Below are 15,951 nucleotides of genomic sequence, written 5' to 3' on the forward strand. Positions count from 1 at the left end.
TGTCTGCTGTCCTCAGGCTGTGCCACGTATATATTGAATCAGCCTTTGGAAAGTTATGAGCCGGACCAAGGCTATCGGTTTCCTGAAATCATCGAAGACGATTCGCCGGATACACAAAACTCCGATTCTTTATTTGTCTGTCTGGCTTTCTCAGGCGGGGGGACACGCGCTGCAGCATTTGCCTACGGCGTTCTAGAAAAACTTCATAAGACTCCTATTCAATGGGAAGGCAAAACAAGCAGTTTACTGGATGAGGTGGATTGCATCTCTGGAATATCCGGTGGTTCATTTACAGCCGCTTATTTCGGTCTTTTTGGCAAGCGCATTTTTCAGGATTTTCGTATGCGCTTCCTGAATCGGGATATTCAGGGAGAATTACTTGCACGCGCGTTGAATCCACTTAACTGGCCGCGCCTTGCTTCACCCAAATTCAACCGTATCGATCTTGCCACAGAGCTGTATAACGAAACGCTTTTTGATGGAAAAACGTTTGATGATCTGGTTGCGCGGGGAAAACGTCCGTTCATTATTATCAATGCGACCGATCTTGTCAGCGGACAATCTTTCGAATTTACGCAAAATCAATTCGATTTCCTGGGTTCTGATCTTGGTAAGCTACCGGTGGCCCGTGCTGTTTCGGCATCTTCAGCGTTTCCTTTCTTACTCAGCCCCGTCAGTTTAAAAAATTACACACTGCCTCCGGAATTCTCAACACCGGAAGACATCGCGAAAGGACTAAAAAATTACGATTACAATCGACGTCTATGGCATTGGGCCATCCGTCACTATGAATATCTAAATAAAAGTGAACGTCCTTACATTCATCTGATGGACGGTGGGCTTTCGGACAATATTGGCATGCGCGCAATTGAAAACGAATATCGACGCAGCGGTGGTTTTATACGCCAACGAATTAATAGCGCCGGAAGGAAAAGCGGCATCAAGAAACTGGTTTTTATCGTGGCAAATGCCCGCACTGAAAGCCAGGACAAAATCAGCAAAAGTGATATACCACCGGAAATATCAGAAGTCGGTTTTAAGACCGCGACTATCGCATTGGACAACTACAGCTTTGAAACTATTGAATCAATGCGCGATTTAGTCAATCAACGCCGTCAAACCCAGGACACACTGGCACAATGCAACCGCAAGATTCAAGAGTGTCCTTCGGTTCAGCCTTTCCCTCAGCTAAGCCGGGAAATCGAGCCCATTTTTATCGATTTGAATTTCGAGGCTCATCCTGACCCGAAAATCAAAAAAGAACTGCAAAGTTTACCCACCAGCTTCGTTCTACCTGAAGAAGCCGTTAACCAGTTAATACGTGCTGGCGAAGAACTGCTTGAAAATTCTGACAATTTTCGAAAACTAAGACAAAAGCTGCAACCTGACGCACCAGATTAATGTCGCCAGGAACTAAACACCAGGATATTCAATGTGAACATGACGGATCAGCAAATCAATTCCTCGGCAAACACCAGTCCTGCACAAACAGAAAACATCAAGCGGGTTTTTGATAAACAGAAATCCAATGCGCTGATATTGCGCACCAGCACCGCAGACAACCGCATCGCCAAAATCAAGAAGCTGCGCGACGCTGTTCTGGCGCGCCGGGAAGCCATATACAAGGCTTGCTATGACGATTTCAGAAAACCGGAAACCGAGGTTGACCTGACTGAAATTTTTCCGGTCAAACTGGAAGCAAATCACGCCATTCAGCATCTGAGAAAATGGATGAAGCCGGTAAATGTTATGCCCACCAAAGCTACTTTCGGCACACGCAGCCACATTCGCTACGAGCCGATGGGTGTCAATTTGATTATTTCTCCATGGAATTATCCAGTCAATTTGACCTTATGTCCGCTAGTATCCGCTATTGCAGCTGGCAATACCGTGATGATAAAACCATCAGAAATGACACCCCATACGTCGGCGTTTTTACGAGAATTGATCGAGGATTTATTTGATGAAAACGAAATAGCCCTGTTTGAAGGTGATGCCACAGTCTCCCAGCAACTATTAGACCTTCCCTTTAATCATATTTTTTTTACCGGTTCGCCAGCTGTCGGCAAAATTGTCATGGCAGCAGCAGCCAAACATTTAAGCAAAGTAACATTGGAGCTCGGCGGCAAAAGTCCGACTATCATTGACCAAAGCGCCAATATCAAACAGGCCGCCAAAACCATGGCTTTTACCAAGTACACAAACAATGGACAGACGTGTATTGCCCCGGATTATGTTTATGTGCATCACGCTGTGCAACATGATTTTGTCGCAGCAGTCAAACAGGAGATCAACCGCGCATATGGTCAAACGCCTGATGTTCAACAGGCCAGCCCTGATTACGCTCGCATTATCAATAACAATCATTTCAACCGCATAAAAGGACTCGCTGATGACGCCATTGCACATGGTGCTCAGCTAGACGCTGGCGGCATCACCCAAGATGATGGCGAGAATTTTATTTCACCTACTGTATTGAGCAATATAGACAAGACAAGCAAAATCATGCAAGAAGAGATCTTCGGACCCCTTCTTCCAATTCTTGTATTTGATGATATCAACGAAGTCATTGATCATATTAACTCCAACGAAAAACCCCTTGCGCTCTATATATTCACCAAGGACCAGGAACTCGCGCAAAAGGTTCTGAATGAGACGTCATCCGGCGACGCCTGCATCAATACAGGTCTGATACACTATTTGCATGCCAATTTGCCATTCGGAGGCGTAAACCATAGTGGTATCGGAAAATCTCACGGCATTTACGGTTTCCGTGCTTTTTCACACGAACGGTCTGTAGTACGCAATCTCTTTGCACCTACACTACTACTGGCGCCGCCCTATAACAAATTCGTAAAATGGCTGGCAAAATCTGTTGTCAAATATATGAGTTGATCGGCAGATCAGTGTACTGTTTATTAGCGCCGGGAGTAGCTACAATGCCTTGTAGACCGACTAATATCATGCGGTCAGGTTTATTTTGCGATGACTATCATAAGCAATGTGAATACCAATGACAGCGAGTATAAAGCACTGCTAGCAGAAGCTATTCGTTTGCTTGAATCCGGTGAGCACGAAGCAGCGCTGAAACATCTGCGTCACCTGAATCCAACAGAAATGGATGGCGGTGGAAACGCATTGCTTGGACTGGCTTTTTTTCGCAACGAATCCTACGAAATGGCTGCAAAATACTACGAAGCAGCGCTTAAAACACAACCGGACAGCGATGAGTGGCGCGACATGCTGGCGCGCGCACGAGCGAATATGGTTGCTGAAATCCAACGACCGGTTCCACCAATTCATTTTTTTGAACGCGACACATTGCTGGCACCGGCAGTCAATACCCAAAAAAAACTGCCTGAACCATTGCAGCCAGGCACCCCGCCAGCTATCATCAAGCGGATAAGATACATGCTTGGCAATAGTATAGGCATTATTGCAACAGGCATAATGAACGGTATGACGCTGTTATGGGGCACCCTGGCAGGCTATCGCGACAGAATCTGGACTAACTGGTACCGGCGGGGTATTTTTCTGGGAATTTTGACGCTTGCCTACATGCGCGAATGCCTCAATAAAAACAATCTCAGAACCACCTATCCTGCCGACAAACTTGTCGGTTTCCAGCCGAAGAATCAGAAACCGCCCGACGGTGTAACACACTTTCGAACGGCCGATGGCACCTGGAACAATCTTGCAGATCCCAAAGAAGGCGCAGCCGGAACACGATTTCAACGCAATGTTGCAAACACGGCGATCCTTCCCGAAAGTGACGACAGATTGATGACTCCGAATCCACGTGAGATCAGCAGGCTTTTACTGACACGCAGTGAATCAATGAAGGAAATTCCTTTCTTGAATCTGCTGGCGGCCGCTTGGATTCAATTTCAAAATCACGACTGGATCAGCCACGGTGAGAACGTATCTTGGGAATATCACAAAATTCCACTTTCTGAACACGATCCTGCGCGGACTAAATACCGGCAGACACACATGTATGTTCCCAAGACGCAGCCCGATCCGACACACACGGCTGGCAATGAGCAAACACCCATTACCTTTATCAACGAAGTCACGCATTGGTGGGATGGTTCGCAAATCTATGGCAGCGACCAGAAAACAGCCGACTTTCTTAGAAGCGGCATGGAAGGAAAGCTGCGCATAAACAAGGACGGAACGCTGCCTATTAATAACGATGGTATCGAAGAAACAGGTTTTACGCGGAACTGGTGGGTTGGCCTTGCTATGTTACACAATCTGTTTGTACGCGAACATAACGCTATTTGCGATCATCTCAAATCAGCATATCCCGCATGGAGTGACGACCGTTTATACAATGTGGCACGCCTGATCAATGCCGCGGTTATCGCAAAAATTCATTCTGTGGAATGGACACCGGCTATTTTGCCGAATCGCTGCCTCGATATTGCACTCAACGCGAACTGGTTTGGCATTTTAACCAATCTTTTCCGATCCAGACGGAACCGCAAGACCGTCGCCGATATAAACGTTCGAAACCCAGAATTGGGCGGCGTTGTTGGCAATCCCATAGATAAACACAATTCTCCTTACGGGCTCACCGAGGAATTTGTGGAAGTCTATCGCATGCACTCGTTATTACCCGAATCTCTCACGCTGCGTACCATAAGCGGCCAGAGACCTGTCGAAACAATATCAATTGCAGAAACCCGGCAAGCAGGCTCATCCAAAATCACTCAACGCATGGCATTGGCAGATTTGTTTTACTCATTTGGTAAAATGCATCCCGGACAACTGGTACTCAATAACTACCCGAAATTCATGCAGGAAATGAGTATCCCGGGCAATCCGCTTTTTGATCTCGGGGCAGTGGATCTGCTGCGCGCCCGCGAACGTGGTGTTCCCCGTTATAATGAATTTCGCCGCCAGCTCGGATTGAATCCAATTAACGCATTTGAAGACTTAACCGACAACAAGGCGCATGTCCGTACTATCCGCAGTTTGTACGGCAACGATGTAGAGCTGCTGGATCTGATGATAGGCACTTTGGCTGAAGGTCATCGCCCAACCGCTTTCGGATTTGGCGAAACCATGTTTCAGATTTTCATGCTCAACGCAACCCGGCGCCTGCAAGCGGACCGCTTCTACACCGACGACTACAATCCACAAGTGTACACGCAGGAAGGACTAGCGTGGATTGATACAACTGATTTTAAAACTGTATTGTTGCGCCACTATCCTGAACTTGGCCAGACCGGACTGGCGAATATCAATAATGCGTTCGAGCCCTGGGATACGGAAATGCCGCTTGATCCGGAACGGCATCCGCTGCACAGCCTGTACTAGTACTCTATCAATATGATATTGCCGGGTTCAGTGAGCTTGTCAGTGTTCATGGCAAGGCGTGTCTTGCAGGAAATAGCCGCTCTATTACCAAAAGACACAACGCAGCCCATGGATGCTGACAAGCTCACCCATAGGGCGTTACCGTGGTGTCCTGCAGCCGTGTTACAGTACTTGAAAAGGGAACAACCCTTTCCCGCGTACTGTGCCTTGCTCCATAACACCACGGCAACGCTGTACTTGGCAATATCATATTGATAGAGTACTAGTACTAGGTCAGGATTTTAATGTATCTGTAACCACTTTATTCTGCCGATCCTCCGTTCAAACAGATCCTCATTACGAGCAAAATGATTTGTAATAGCGCGAAGCAATGTAAACACGACATGAAACATGCAACTATACATCGTGTATAACAGACTGTGTCAGCATGAAATTTGATCTCCCGCCTTGGAACAGGTCGGCAAATAACAAGACAACCCTATTACCCGGCCAAATTCATAACGATCCTTGGCAGAACCCGAAGATTATTTCATCTACTCCAGTACCCCAATATGCTGGCGTATAGTCCCTCGTTCACCTAAGCGGATCATGAAACAAGCAAATGACTTGGCAAAACCCGGACGGGATATAACTTCTGAAAACATAGCAACAACCTGATCTTTTTTCATGATTTCCTGCGCGCGCAGTTCTTCTGATAAAGGTGCCAGAGATTCTGCAAACGACCAGGCTGCTTCCCGCGCTTTTTCCATGCTGAAATTGATAACGATATCGTCCGCTTCTGCAACAACACTATTCAACAATCGGAGCAATGGCCAGATACGCGCTAATTTCTGCTGCACTTCTTCTACCTGACTGGCCAATACCACATTGATTTTATCAAAATCATTCTTCATATCCGGTAATTCACTGACTGGAACAGTATCAACAACGGCGATTCCAAGATCTAGATTAATGTGTGCATTCATCCCCAATAATAAATGCTGTAATACAATAGGACGCCAGTGTTGAGTTTCTTGAAATGCAGCCAACCAAGACTGGGTCGACTGTTGACCTGTTAAATATTGAAAGCATGCTTGAATATAGCGATTTGCAAATATGACGGTAAGCCGGGTTATACGCAAATCGTTTTCAAACATATTCTGCTCGATGCTAATTTTTGTTTGCTCCAGAATCTGTCGATATAGCGCCGCAAAATATCCGATGCGTGAATTATTTTGTTTTGACCAGCTAATGATATGGTTTATCTGTTCGATCGCACCATTTATCGATGATGCCGGTTTCGAGATTGAATCTGGAAATGCTGTAGTAAACATAGCATCGAACCTATTTGACAGAGAGAAATAAAGCGCATTCACATCATACTGAAAAAAACTTTATTAGCAAATTCTGAAGCGAACGCTAATATCTGGACACTGGAATGACGCGGAAATCACTTTCAGTCATTTATATCGAAGTTCTGCTGGCAACACCAAAGTCATCAGGACGTTGTCAGAATCATCGCAACAATATGAGCATCAACTACCGAGGATGCGTTGGTCTGAGTTTTTGGCGCTCACGGTTTGAGCGGTACTGTTAACTGCAACCGGTGCCCAAGGATGAGCAGATGTTGATGCGACTGACTGACAAAATCCAGTCTGGAGGGACTGTAACCTGGTTCCTGGCGTACTGTTCAACCAGGCAAGTACATAGTTAAAATAAATGTCCCTGGAAAATTTACTCTGTAACTGATAATGTTTCTTGTACCTTTTTTATGGATTGTGCTAAAGTCCTTACCATGGTTATTGTTAAAAAATAGGTGGCTCTGTTATTCATAAAATCATCGTATAAATAAGAAATAAAAGCTTTTCAGCTGTTCAGGCGTTTTGTTCTCTTGGAGTTAATAATTTTTGAGTAGATTTTCAAATCTTTGAAGGAGTAACGAAAATGAATAATACGGTAAAAACCTGGTTGGGCAAATCGCGTGAGGAGCTTGATGAAATCTATCGTAATGCCGAACCGGGCAACATCCCGAGTGGCGATACGCACGGAACTGCTATATTAGCGGGTTCTATATTTTCAAAAATCGTCGCCGCATTTGCTCGTCTGTTTGCATGGCAGGGCAAAGTGTTCGATCTTTTCTGTCCTGGAGCGCAGGCAGGCCTGCTTGTCAATAAAATAACACCATTCAGCCTGTCATTCATAGTTGCAAAAGTGTATCGCGATAAAAGCTGGCTGGATGGCAAGGATACTATCGTTATAGATTATTCCAAAACTTCATTTGTTGCCAAAGCGATCCGCGACGAAATTCGTGAAATAGAACCTGGTGTCTATCTAGGCAAAGTATGGTGGGGAAAATGGCGGGTTCTTGATTTTGCCCTGACTCGCGATAACGTAGATTAGAGTTATGTACAAACAACGCCCAGCTTGAGACACAATCATGACACCTCAGTCCACTTTTATGATCACCGCGACGGTGCGCGTTGGGGAGCTTAAAAATTTACGCACACTGTTAGCATCATTGAACCAGGAAGAAATACCTGGACACGCCAATCCTGAAAACAATCTGGTACCATTTGGCAAATTTGACCGCCTGCATTTTGCGCGCTTTGTCATTATAGAAGCAAAAACAGCGCACGAAATCACTGCATTTGGTGTCAACCCGAGACCATGGCGCCCCACTCTTGCTTTTCTTGGAGACATTGACGGCGACAAGGAATCATTTCTGGCACAACTAGCTGAGCACGCAGCATCCGGCCTGAAACAAATATTTTCATATTGTGAAGATTTTTCCGAAGAAGGCTCTGACTTGTTGGAATGGATGAAACGCCACAATGTGGACCAACAGGCAAATTACGTCAACTGGATTGGTCGAACAGTCAAACAAATTCATGAAGAAGCCGCGCTACATCAGAGTTTGTCTGCTTATTTACAACAAATCGTCGATGAAGTCGGGCGGGAAAACATTCGGCCGCTACGGCAAAAACTGCTGTCTTATGTTGAAATGGAAAAGCATAAAGGCAGATTGACCCTCACACCCCCGGAACCAACACCTGTCGGTTGGAAAACTAAAAATTTAATGCACAAGTTTGGCGTTCCACTGATACTGTTGCTTTTATCACCAATTTTCCTGATTATCGCGCCTTTTTTTGCGATACGGTTACGAATGCTGGAGCGTTCGGATCCGGAACTTTTTATAAGGCCCAGTCGCGAACACATCAAGACCCTGACAGTTCAGGAGGACTGGGATGTAAGCAATCAATACAGTGTTTTCGGCGATGTGAAGCCTGGCCTTTTCCGGTTGCTGACTTTCAGATTTATCGTCTTCCTGACCGACTATATCGCCAGGCATATTTATAACCGGGGTTACCTCACGCGCATTAAAACTATTCATTTTGCACGCTGGGTATTTGTGGATAACAACCATCGTGTCTTTTTCGCCAGTAATTATGATGGCAGTCATGAAAGCTATATGGACGATTTTATTAACAAGGTCGGCTGGGGTTTAAATCTATTGTTCAGCAATGGTGTCGGTTATCCGACTACCACATGGTTAATAAAAGACGGTGCGCAACGGGAACATCCGTTCAAATACACGCAACGGCGACATCAAATACCTACCGAAGTCTGGTACAAGGCTTATCCGGGATTAACTGCCGTAGATCTGGCGCGTAACAGTCGAATCCGGCAAGGAATAGAAAACCGGCAATGGAATGATGCAGAACTCCGCGAATGGTTGAGCTTGATTTGAGCAGGGGCGTGAAATGAATAAAACAAGCAACTTTGAATTTGATGACTTGCAGGGACTGCTGCGCTTTGGCCATGGCAAGTTAACCGATACCTGTTTTTTGCTGCTGAATATTGCAGACGTAGATGCTGCCAAACAGTGGTTGAGCGCTGCGCCAATCACTGATGCCAGTACCACCGACACTTTACCGGACACCGCTTTGCAAATTGCTTTTTCCGTCGAGGGACTGCGTACGCTGAAACTCAGGGAATCCGTAATAGAAGGATTCTCGGATGAGTTTATTGTCGGCATGACAGGCGATGAAAGCCGCTCGCGTCGACTTGGGGATGTAGACGACAACACACCGTCCAAGTGGGAATGGGGAGGCAGTGAAACTGCTGTTCCGCATGTTTTATTATTGCTTTATGCCAGACAGGGCGAACTGGATCACTGGCGGACAACGGTCGAAGGAGAACATTTCGCAGAGGCATTTCATTTACTGAGTCAACTGCCGACCCAGTCTATTAATGATATTGAACCGTTCGGGTTCGTGGATGGTATCAGTCAGCCTACCATTGACTGGATGCAGAAACAAAGCACGGATATTCATGAACGTGACCGCTATTCCAATTTGCTGGCGCCAGGCGAAATGGTATTGGGCTATCCGAATGAATATGGACACTACACACCGCGACCGCTTATTGACCCGCAAGAGGACAGACTTGCAGCGGAACTGCCTGACGCCGAAGACGAACCGCGACTTAAAGACCTTGGCCGCAATGGAACTTATCTGGTAATACGGCAGCTAAGCCAGGATGTCCCTGGCTTCTGGCGATTCCTTGACAAAGAAGCGGCATCCGATGCTGACCGGCGCGAACAGATCGCTACCGCCATGGTGGGCAGAGAGCGCAACGGAACACCATTGATCGCAGAACACATCCCCGGCATTGCAGCTGAAGATCATGGAAATAATTTTACCTTTGACCTCGATCCGAAAGGAAATCATTGTCCGATTGGCGCACATATCCGCAGGGCAAATCCGCGTACAGGCGATTTTCCACCGGGTGTGACCGGTTTGTTCAGTCGCCTGATCAAAATACTCGGTTTTGCGCAGGCGCCGGAAGAGGACTTGATCGCATCCTCCCGCTTTCATCGTTTGTTACGCCGGGGACGCAGTTACGGTTCTGTATTATCGCCGGAGGACGCAGTAAAGCCTGATGCGCCTGCCGGCGATCGCGGCATACAGTTTATTTGTCTGGTCGCCAACATTTCCAGGCAATTTGAGTTTGTTCAGAATGCTTGGATGGTCAATAGTAAGTTTGGCGGCGTACAGAATGAAAGAGGACCATTGGTAGGGCACCGAAAACCATTAATTGACGGTCAATCCACTGATCATTTTAATCGTCCCGACGCAGCAGGAACGATGAGAACAGTTTGTCATTTGCCGCAATTTGTAACAGTACGCGGCGGTGGTTATTTTTTTATGCCGGGGTTACGCGCTTTGAAATACATTGCCGCCACACCGACTAACGGGAGAGATAGCGCATCATGATGGACAGAAACCCTATCGTCAGCCGTATACTTAAAGCCATTCATAATTTTCTGATTATTTTGTTGCGCATAGAGCGTCGGCTTGAGCCCTGGTTTCGTCAACAATGGGATTTTCTTTTCCGTGAACCGTCAGCCCGATTTATCCAGTACTTAAAGAACCGGCGTCGTAAAAATCTGGGGTTAAAGATTGCTGAAGAAAGAGTCGATCCTGACGAGGAAGAGAGTCTGAACCAGATTATCGATCTCATGTCCGATCAAATGCGCGGGCGTTTTAAACCTGGCGGGTATGAACGCGGCGGCAATACTAAAACGCATGGAATTGTTCGCGCGACAGTCACCATACGTGATGACCTGCCTGAACATTGTCGTAAAGGAATTTTTGCGGAACCGCGCAGTTACCCTGCTTATGTGCGTTATTCCGGACCCGGGCCGAACGTACCCGCCGACATCAACGATGTCGGTTTTATGAGCATGGCGGTAAAGCTCATGGGGGTCCCTGGCGAAAAGCTTATGGATGAGGAAAAATTCACACAGGACCTGATTACCACCAGTGGTGGCGCAACATTTGTCACACCCAACACAAGGGAAAATGTCAAACTGCAGTACTGGAGCCTAAGGGACATGACATTGTATTATTTTCTCAACCCGATGGACTCCCATATTCTCGATTTTTTCATGCAGAGCCTGTGGAACGAAACCCAGTACAACCCGCTGGGACAGCGGTACTGGAGCTGCACGCCGTATTTGCTGGGTGAAGGCCAGGCCATGATGTACACATTCATCCCCAAAACAAAAGACGTTGAACGACACATTCCGGGCCTTCCCTTCGGTGAAGTTCCCTTTAATTATCTGCGGGATAACATGGTTAAAACATTAGCTGAAAAAGATGTCGAATTTGATTTGATGATTCAACTGCAAACTGATCCGCATCTAATGCCGATCGAAGATGGATCGATTCGCTGGCCGGAAAAATTATCACCTTTTATACCAGCTGCAACTGTACATATTCCAAAACAGAAATTTGATTCCGAAGCGCAGTTTGAATTTGCCAAGCGCCTGAAAATGAACCCATGGCATTGTTTGCCCGAACATCGGCCTTTGGGCAACCTAAATCGTGCACGATTTAGAATGTATTATGAATTGTCCCGGTTTCGCCAGGAAATGAATGAAACCACACATTTGGAACCTACCGGGGACGAAGTATTTGATTAATTTAAAGACAAACACGCAGTGCTCATGCATATAAATGCCATTAACAGCGCCTTATCAAGACGCTACACACGGATTTTTGAAAATTTCTTATTCAATAATTCCGTTTTTTAGACATAATCTTTACGCAACCAAATTGATACACGTTACGACAAAAAGGAAACCCGATGCACTAGATGACCAACAATAATCCGGCCCCGGCATATTTGATCAGAAAATAGCTGTTGCTGGTTTCTTGTTTACGCGGACAAATTAAAGCAATATTTCCAGCAACAATGGGAGGATATCATGAAACTTGGTTTAGCTCTCTCTGGTGGCGGATTCCGTGCCGCTTTTTTTCATATTGGTGTTTTGGCCCGCATGGCGGAAATTGGCAAACTCAGACAAGTTGAGGTCATTTCTACGGTTTCAGGTGGTTCGATTGTAGGCGCCATGTATTACGTCAAACTGAAAAAACTGTTTGAAACGAATATATCACCTTCAAACGAACAATTGGTTCAGCTGGTTCAGGAGCTGGAAATCGAATTTCTTGAAGGCGTACAAAAAAATATCCGTATGCGGACATTCCTGAATCCGCTCAAAAATCTCAAAATGTCTCTTGCCAGCTATTCGAGGAGCGATCGCTTAGCTGAACTTTATGACAAATTTTTTTACCGCCCGGTACTCAACCCTGTCAGCAGTGAAATGATAAAAATGCGCGACCTGAAGATTAATCCCGGCGGCAGGCCAGCGCATCCCGATGAATTCAATAAAACTTCCCACCAGCATTTCGCTTCCCAGCTGCCCATTATAAACACACTAATAGAAAACGAAGCATGCAAACTACCCATAATTCTGATCAATGCCACTTCATTAAATAGCGGACATAACTGGCGCTTTGAAGCATCGCGGATGGGCGAGCCCGATGCAACAGGGTCTAAAGCTTTATCAAAAATCGACAAAAATTGCCGATTCAGCAGACCAAAAACGTATGAGGACATGCCTGAAAGACCTAGAGAAACCAAGCTGGGACATGCAGTCGCTGCCTCTGCTTGCGTGCCAGCCTTGTTTCACCCTTTGTCTGTCAGCGAACTGTATCAGGAGGATTGCCGCATCCAGCTTGTTGATGGCGGAGTACACGATAATCAGGGTATCCAAGCGCTTATCGACAGGCAATGTGACGAAATGATAGTCAGCGATGCATCTGGTCACATGAGTGATGAAACAGCGCCATCTACCCAGATACATCAGGTATTAATGCGGAGCAATAAAATCCTGATGGATAGGGTACGGGAAGAGGAACTAAAAAGTATTCTTGATGATAATGACATCAAAGTAACCTTTATGCATTTGCGTCAGGGCCTGACTAAAAAAACTTTTGCATACATCAACGAACCCAATCCGATAACATCTGAGCCGAGCCAGACTCTCTGTTTCGGCGTTCATCCGGAGATTCAGGATGCAGTTTCTCATATCCGCACCGACCTGGATTCATTTTCAGACATTGAAGCGGATACACTGATGGCTGACGGCTATTTAATGAGCAAGTATCAGTTTGAAGAAAAGAAGGCAAAGATTCAGGGGAATTGGCGATTCTCATATATGTTTGATCTGGTGACCAGCAACAACAATCCCGAGTTAATCAAGCATCTCAAAACTTCAAGCAAACAGTTCCTGAAGGTGTTCTTTTTAAAACCGATGATAAGTATCACTTTATTCCTGCTGCTTGCAGCTATCATCGGTGGCGCTATCTGGTGGTCGTTCGGCGACCAGATACAAGCCTACCTGGATCAGCCACTGAATATAGAAACAAGGTATGACTTATTCATTTATATTGCTGTGGCCGCTCTTTTCATGATTTTATCGTTTCTGTTTGCTCGATTGAAAGTGTTGTATTCCTTGCGCAAATCGATCTGGCGGTTTCTTGCACACGCTCTGCTTCCTGCATTGGGATCGATATTCATCATGCTGCACCTGGTAACATTTGATAAAGTCTTTTTGAAAGCTGGAAAACGGGAAAAATTTATCAAACAGCGCAAGGAGTAGAAATTCAAGGCAAGGCAAGGATGAACAGGGAGTATTGAAGATGATTATCATAAGCTCAAGAGAAAATTTTATTGATCCGGACAGAATTTCCGCTAAAGGACACATAATTCGGAAAATAGACTTTAACAAAGATAAAACGCTGCGTGACAATATTCTGCTTCCTGACTTCCTGATCCTACTAAAAGAATTAACCCAGATTTCCCGTTAGGAAAATTTCTAATGGAAGCCGTTAGAGAAACTTGTTGAATATAAAGTTGTTTCTATAAATTTGAGTTGCTTAAATCTGTAAGTTTTCCTTCCGGGAGATTTCGACAAAAGTTTTATTTGATTGGTTTTTCGTTATTGGGAAATCCCTAATGGAAAATCTGGGATTAAAGAACAAAAATACTTTGATATTGGTACACGGATATAATAATGAGCAGTTTGAAGGTTACGATGCATATCAAATTATAGAAAACCAGATTAAAAAAATAATTCCCGGTATCTATGATTATGTGATTAATTATTCCTGGCCTGGTGGCGATCAGTTGCTGGAATGGTGGCAGGTAAAAACAAGATCCAACTCCATTGCGCGTGTTTTTCGTTTTCTAATTGAAGCACTGGCAGGAACAGCAAACAGTCTGGACATGATGACACACAGCCTGGGGGAAAAGCCTTGGTCTTTTTTCAAAAAACAAACTGGTCGCGAAATTATATAACAGAGCAGCGCCCTTATATGTATCGGTAGCAATACCTGCGCTTGTCACATACACACGATCCATTTCTTACTCGAAAAACCAATACTGACAAATGAGGATATAGTCTCATTCTGCGCCAGTTGCCTTTAAGCAAATATTATTTGCCTGCCCTATGGTAAACTAAGTTATCTAACGCATAACTTAAAGTATGCACGGCGCGGCACGAAAAAAATTATACTGTTTTTTGTAGGGTGGACTTTAACCAAACCATGTAAATACTATAAGATTCATGTCACAATAGCAGCAGGTTAATTTGTGTTGGTGATTTGACAATATCGTTAAGACTATAACCTCGATTGATCGTTATCAAAGAGAACAAACGGCATTCACCCTCAAAGAAAAATTAGCTATTGTTTTTTAATCCTGATAGTTGTCCACACGCTGATGTTTTAGTCTATGCAAATAAAACATTACAAAAATTCACTCCTATATAGAACAAACCTGGAAATTTGTTAATAATGGGCTGGATGATGAGTACAGTTGGTAATCTGCTGGCAAATTACCTGACGAAACCGCTCAAGAAAACAACGCATATCGCACCGATCAACCAGGAAACGTTGCGGGCGACCCTGCAACCGGGCGATGTATTGCTCGTCGACGGAAATACACGTCTGAGCGTACCAATTAAATACCTGACACAGTCCACCTGGTCACATGCCGCAATGTACGTCGGCGAGGATGCGTTGCCCGCACGCGAGTCCTGGCAGATGCCGCTGGTTCTGGTCGAGGCAGATTTGAAATACGGCGTACATGCCATAACACTGGCACATTATGCACATCTAAATACGCGTATCTGCCGCCCCGTCGGTTTACTGGAAGAAGATCGCAAACGCGTAGTCGATTTTGTCGTTGAACGTATCGGCCATCATTATGATCTGAAAAATATTCTTGATCTTGGCCGCTACCTGTTTCCGTTCGCACCGGTTCCAACCAGACTGCGGCGACGGCTGTTGGCACTTGGCAGCGGTGATCCGACTCGAGCGATCTGTTCGACTCTCATCGCGCAGGCATTTTATTCCGTGTCGTATCCCATACTGCCGGACATCAAACGCGAATGGATGGATGATCCGGAGTGTGCTGACTGCTATGCCGAAATATACCATATTCGACATCACAGCCTGTACACACCACGCGATTTCGATATCTCGCCTTTCTTCGATATCATAAAACCATCGATTGTGAACGGCTTCAATTATCGCTCAATCAATCTGAAAACAAGTCATGAAACATCTCAGAGAACAGCTGAGACTTCACCCGACCCACAAAATTCCGCTTCCAAGCAAAAGCATTCCGCTTCGTAGAAGAAGAACATCAACTGGATACGGCTGAATCTAATTTAGTAGAAATAAGACAAACTAAGCAAGATCAGATACCATCATTACTTTCCCGATGAAAACAACT

The 15,951-nt window shown here is 45.4% G+C and carries 12 protein-coding genes; 11 read left to right on the forward strand and 1 reads right to left on the reverse strand.

The genetic code is table 11. The annotated features are described in order from the left end of the window. Window positions 1-33: 33 nt before the first annotated feature. The 3 genes from BMY62_RS06600 to BMY62_RS06610 all read left to right on the forward strand — a co-directional run bounded on the left by BMY62_RS06600 (window position 34) and on the right by BMY62_RS06610 (window position 5,325). Complete coding sequence (locus tag BMY62_RS06600) at window positions 34-1,401, forward strand: patatin-like phospholipase family protein (RefSeq protein ID WP_218142945.1); 1,368 nt, start codon at window positions 34-36, stop codon at window positions 1,399-1,401. A 39-nt stretch (window positions 1,402-1,440) separates the two neighbouring features. Beyond that, window positions 1,441-2,895 (forward strand): aldehyde dehydrogenase family protein, encoded by a 1,455-nt coding sequence (locus BMY62_RS06605; protein WP_090657916.1) that lies wholly within the window; start codon window positions 1,441-1,443, stop codon window positions 2,893-2,895. Window positions 2,896-2,985: 90 nt separating this feature from the next. After that, on the forward strand, window positions 2,986-5,325 hold the full coding sequence (locus BMY62_RS06610; RefSeq protein ID WP_090657918.1) for a peroxidase family protein: 2,340 nt from the start codon (window positions 2,986-2,988) through the stop codon (window positions 5,323-5,325). 533 nt (window positions 5,326-5,858) lie between these two features. Here BMY62_RS06610 and BMY62_RS06615 read toward each other — a convergent pair. Continuing rightward, complete coding sequence (locus tag BMY62_RS06615) at window positions 5,859-6,638, reverse strand: DUF5995 family protein (RefSeq protein WP_256207458.1); 780 nt, start codon at window positions 6,636-6,638, stop codon at window positions 5,859-5,861. A 610-nt stretch (window positions 6,639-7,248) separates the two neighbouring features. On the opposite strand from BMY62_RS06615, the gene BMY62_RS06620 reads away from it, so the two are divergent. The 8 genes from BMY62_RS06620 (at window position 7,249) to BMY62_RS06650 (ending at window position 15,851) form a co-directional block, all read left to right on the forward strand. Then, the gene (locus BMY62_RS06620) at window positions 7,249-7,704 is read left to right on the forward strand and encodes a hypothetical protein (protein ID WP_090657920.1); all 456 of its coding nucleotides are present in this window, start codon (window positions 7,249-7,251) and stop codon (window positions 7,702-7,704) included. Window positions 7,705-7,741: 37 nt separating this feature from the next. Continuing rightward, window positions 7,742-9,052 (forward strand): hypothetical protein, encoded by a 1,311-nt coding sequence (locus BMY62_RS06625; protein ID WP_090657922.1) that lies wholly within the window; start codon window positions 7,742-7,744, stop codon window positions 9,050-9,052. A 13-nt stretch (window positions 9,053-9,065) separates the two neighbouring features. Then, on the forward strand, window positions 9,066-10,580 hold the full coding sequence (locus tag BMY62_RS06630; protein ID WP_090657924.1) for a Dyp-type peroxidase: 1,515 nt from the start codon (window positions 9,066-9,068) through the stop codon (window positions 10,578-10,580). Next, entirely contained in the window at window positions 10,577-11,791 is a 1,215-nt protein-coding gene (locus BMY62_RS06635; RefSeq protein ID WP_256207459.1) for a catalase family protein, read from the forward strand. The genes BMY62_RS06630 and BMY62_RS06635 overlap by 4 nt, the downstream gene beginning before the upstream one ends. A 285-nt stretch (window positions 11,792-12,076) precedes the next feature. Then, window positions 12,077-13,813, forward strand: coding sequence for a patatin-like phospholipase family protein (locus BMY62_RS06640; RefSeq protein ID WP_090657925.1), 1,737 nt, complete (start codon window positions 12,077-12,079; stop codon window positions 13,811-13,813). 40 nt (window positions 13,814-13,853) lie between these two features. Continuing rightward, a complete protein-coding gene (locus tag BMY62_RS16085; protein WP_177170318.1) occupies window positions 13,854-14,021 on the forward strand; it encodes a hypothetical protein in 168 nt (55 codons plus the stop codon). A gap of 148 nt (window positions 14,022-14,169) precedes the next feature. Beyond that, window positions 14,170-14,511 carry an alpha/beta hydrolase gene (locus BMY62_RS06645; protein ID WP_090657927.1) on the forward strand — a complete coding sequence of 114 codons (342 nt, stop codon included), beginning with the start codon at window positions 14,170-14,172 and terminating at the stop codon, window positions 14,509-14,511. Window positions 14,512-15,020: 509 nt separating this feature from the next. Next, window positions 15,021-15,851: a YiiX/YebB-like N1pC/P60 family cysteine hydrolase gene (locus BMY62_RS06650; protein WP_256207460.1), complete on the forward strand. Its 831-nt coding sequence runs from the start codon at window positions 15,021-15,023 to the stop codon at window positions 15,849-15,851. Window positions 15,852-15,951 lie beyond the last annotated feature (100 nt).

The sequence above is a fragment of the Nitrosomonas marina genome (assembly GCF_900111605.1).
GTDB lineage: Bacteria > Pseudomonadota > Gammaproteobacteria > Burkholderiales > Nitrosomonadaceae > Nitrosomonas > Nitrosomonas marina_A.

What these genes read in the sequence shown, in the direction of transcription:
- BMY62_RS06605 (WP_090657916.1), top strand. Translation starts at nt 1,441, where the DNA reads ATGACGGATCAGCAAATCAATTCCTCGGCAAACACCAGTCCTGCACAA.
- BMY62_RS06610 (WP_090657918.1), top strand. Translation starts at nt 2,986, where the DNA reads ATGACTATCATAAGCAATGTGAATACCAATGACAGCGAGTATAAAGCA.
- BMY62_RS06615 (WP_256207458.1), bottom strand. Translation starts at nt 6,638, where the DNA reads ATGTTTACTACAGCATTTCCAGATTCAATCTCGAAACCGGCATCATCG.
- BMY62_RS06620 (WP_090657920.1), top strand. Translation starts at nt 7,249, where the DNA reads ATGAATAATACGGTAAAAACCTGGTTGGGCAAATCGCGTGAGGAGCTT.
- BMY62_RS06625 (WP_090657922.1), top strand. Translation starts at nt 7,742, where the DNA reads ATGACACCTCAGTCCACTTTTATGATCACCGCGACGGTGCGCGTTGGG.
- BMY62_RS06630 (WP_090657924.1), top strand. Translation starts at nt 9,066, where the DNA reads ATGAATAAAACAAGCAACTTTGAATTTGATGACTTGCAGGGACTGCTG.
- BMY62_RS06635 (WP_256207459.1), top strand. Translation starts at nt 10,577, where the DNA reads ATGATGGACAGAAACCCTATCGTCAGCCGTATACTTAAAGCCATTCAT.
- BMY62_RS06640 (WP_090657925.1), top strand. Translation starts at nt 12,077, where the DNA reads ATGAAACTTGGTTTAGCTCTCTCTGGTGGCGGATTCCGTGCCGCTTTT.
- BMY62_RS16085 (WP_177170318.1), top strand. Translation starts at nt 13,854, where the DNA reads ATGATTATCATAAGCTCAAGAGAAAATTTTATTGATCCGGACAGAATT.
- BMY62_RS06645 (WP_090657927.1), top strand. Translation starts at nt 14,170, where the DNA reads ATGGAAAATCTGGGATTAAAGAACAAAAATACTTTGATATTGGTACAC.
- BMY62_RS06650 (WP_256207460.1), top strand. Translation starts at nt 15,021, where the DNA reads ATGAGTACAGTTGGTAATCTGCTGGCAAATTACCTGACGAAACCGCTC.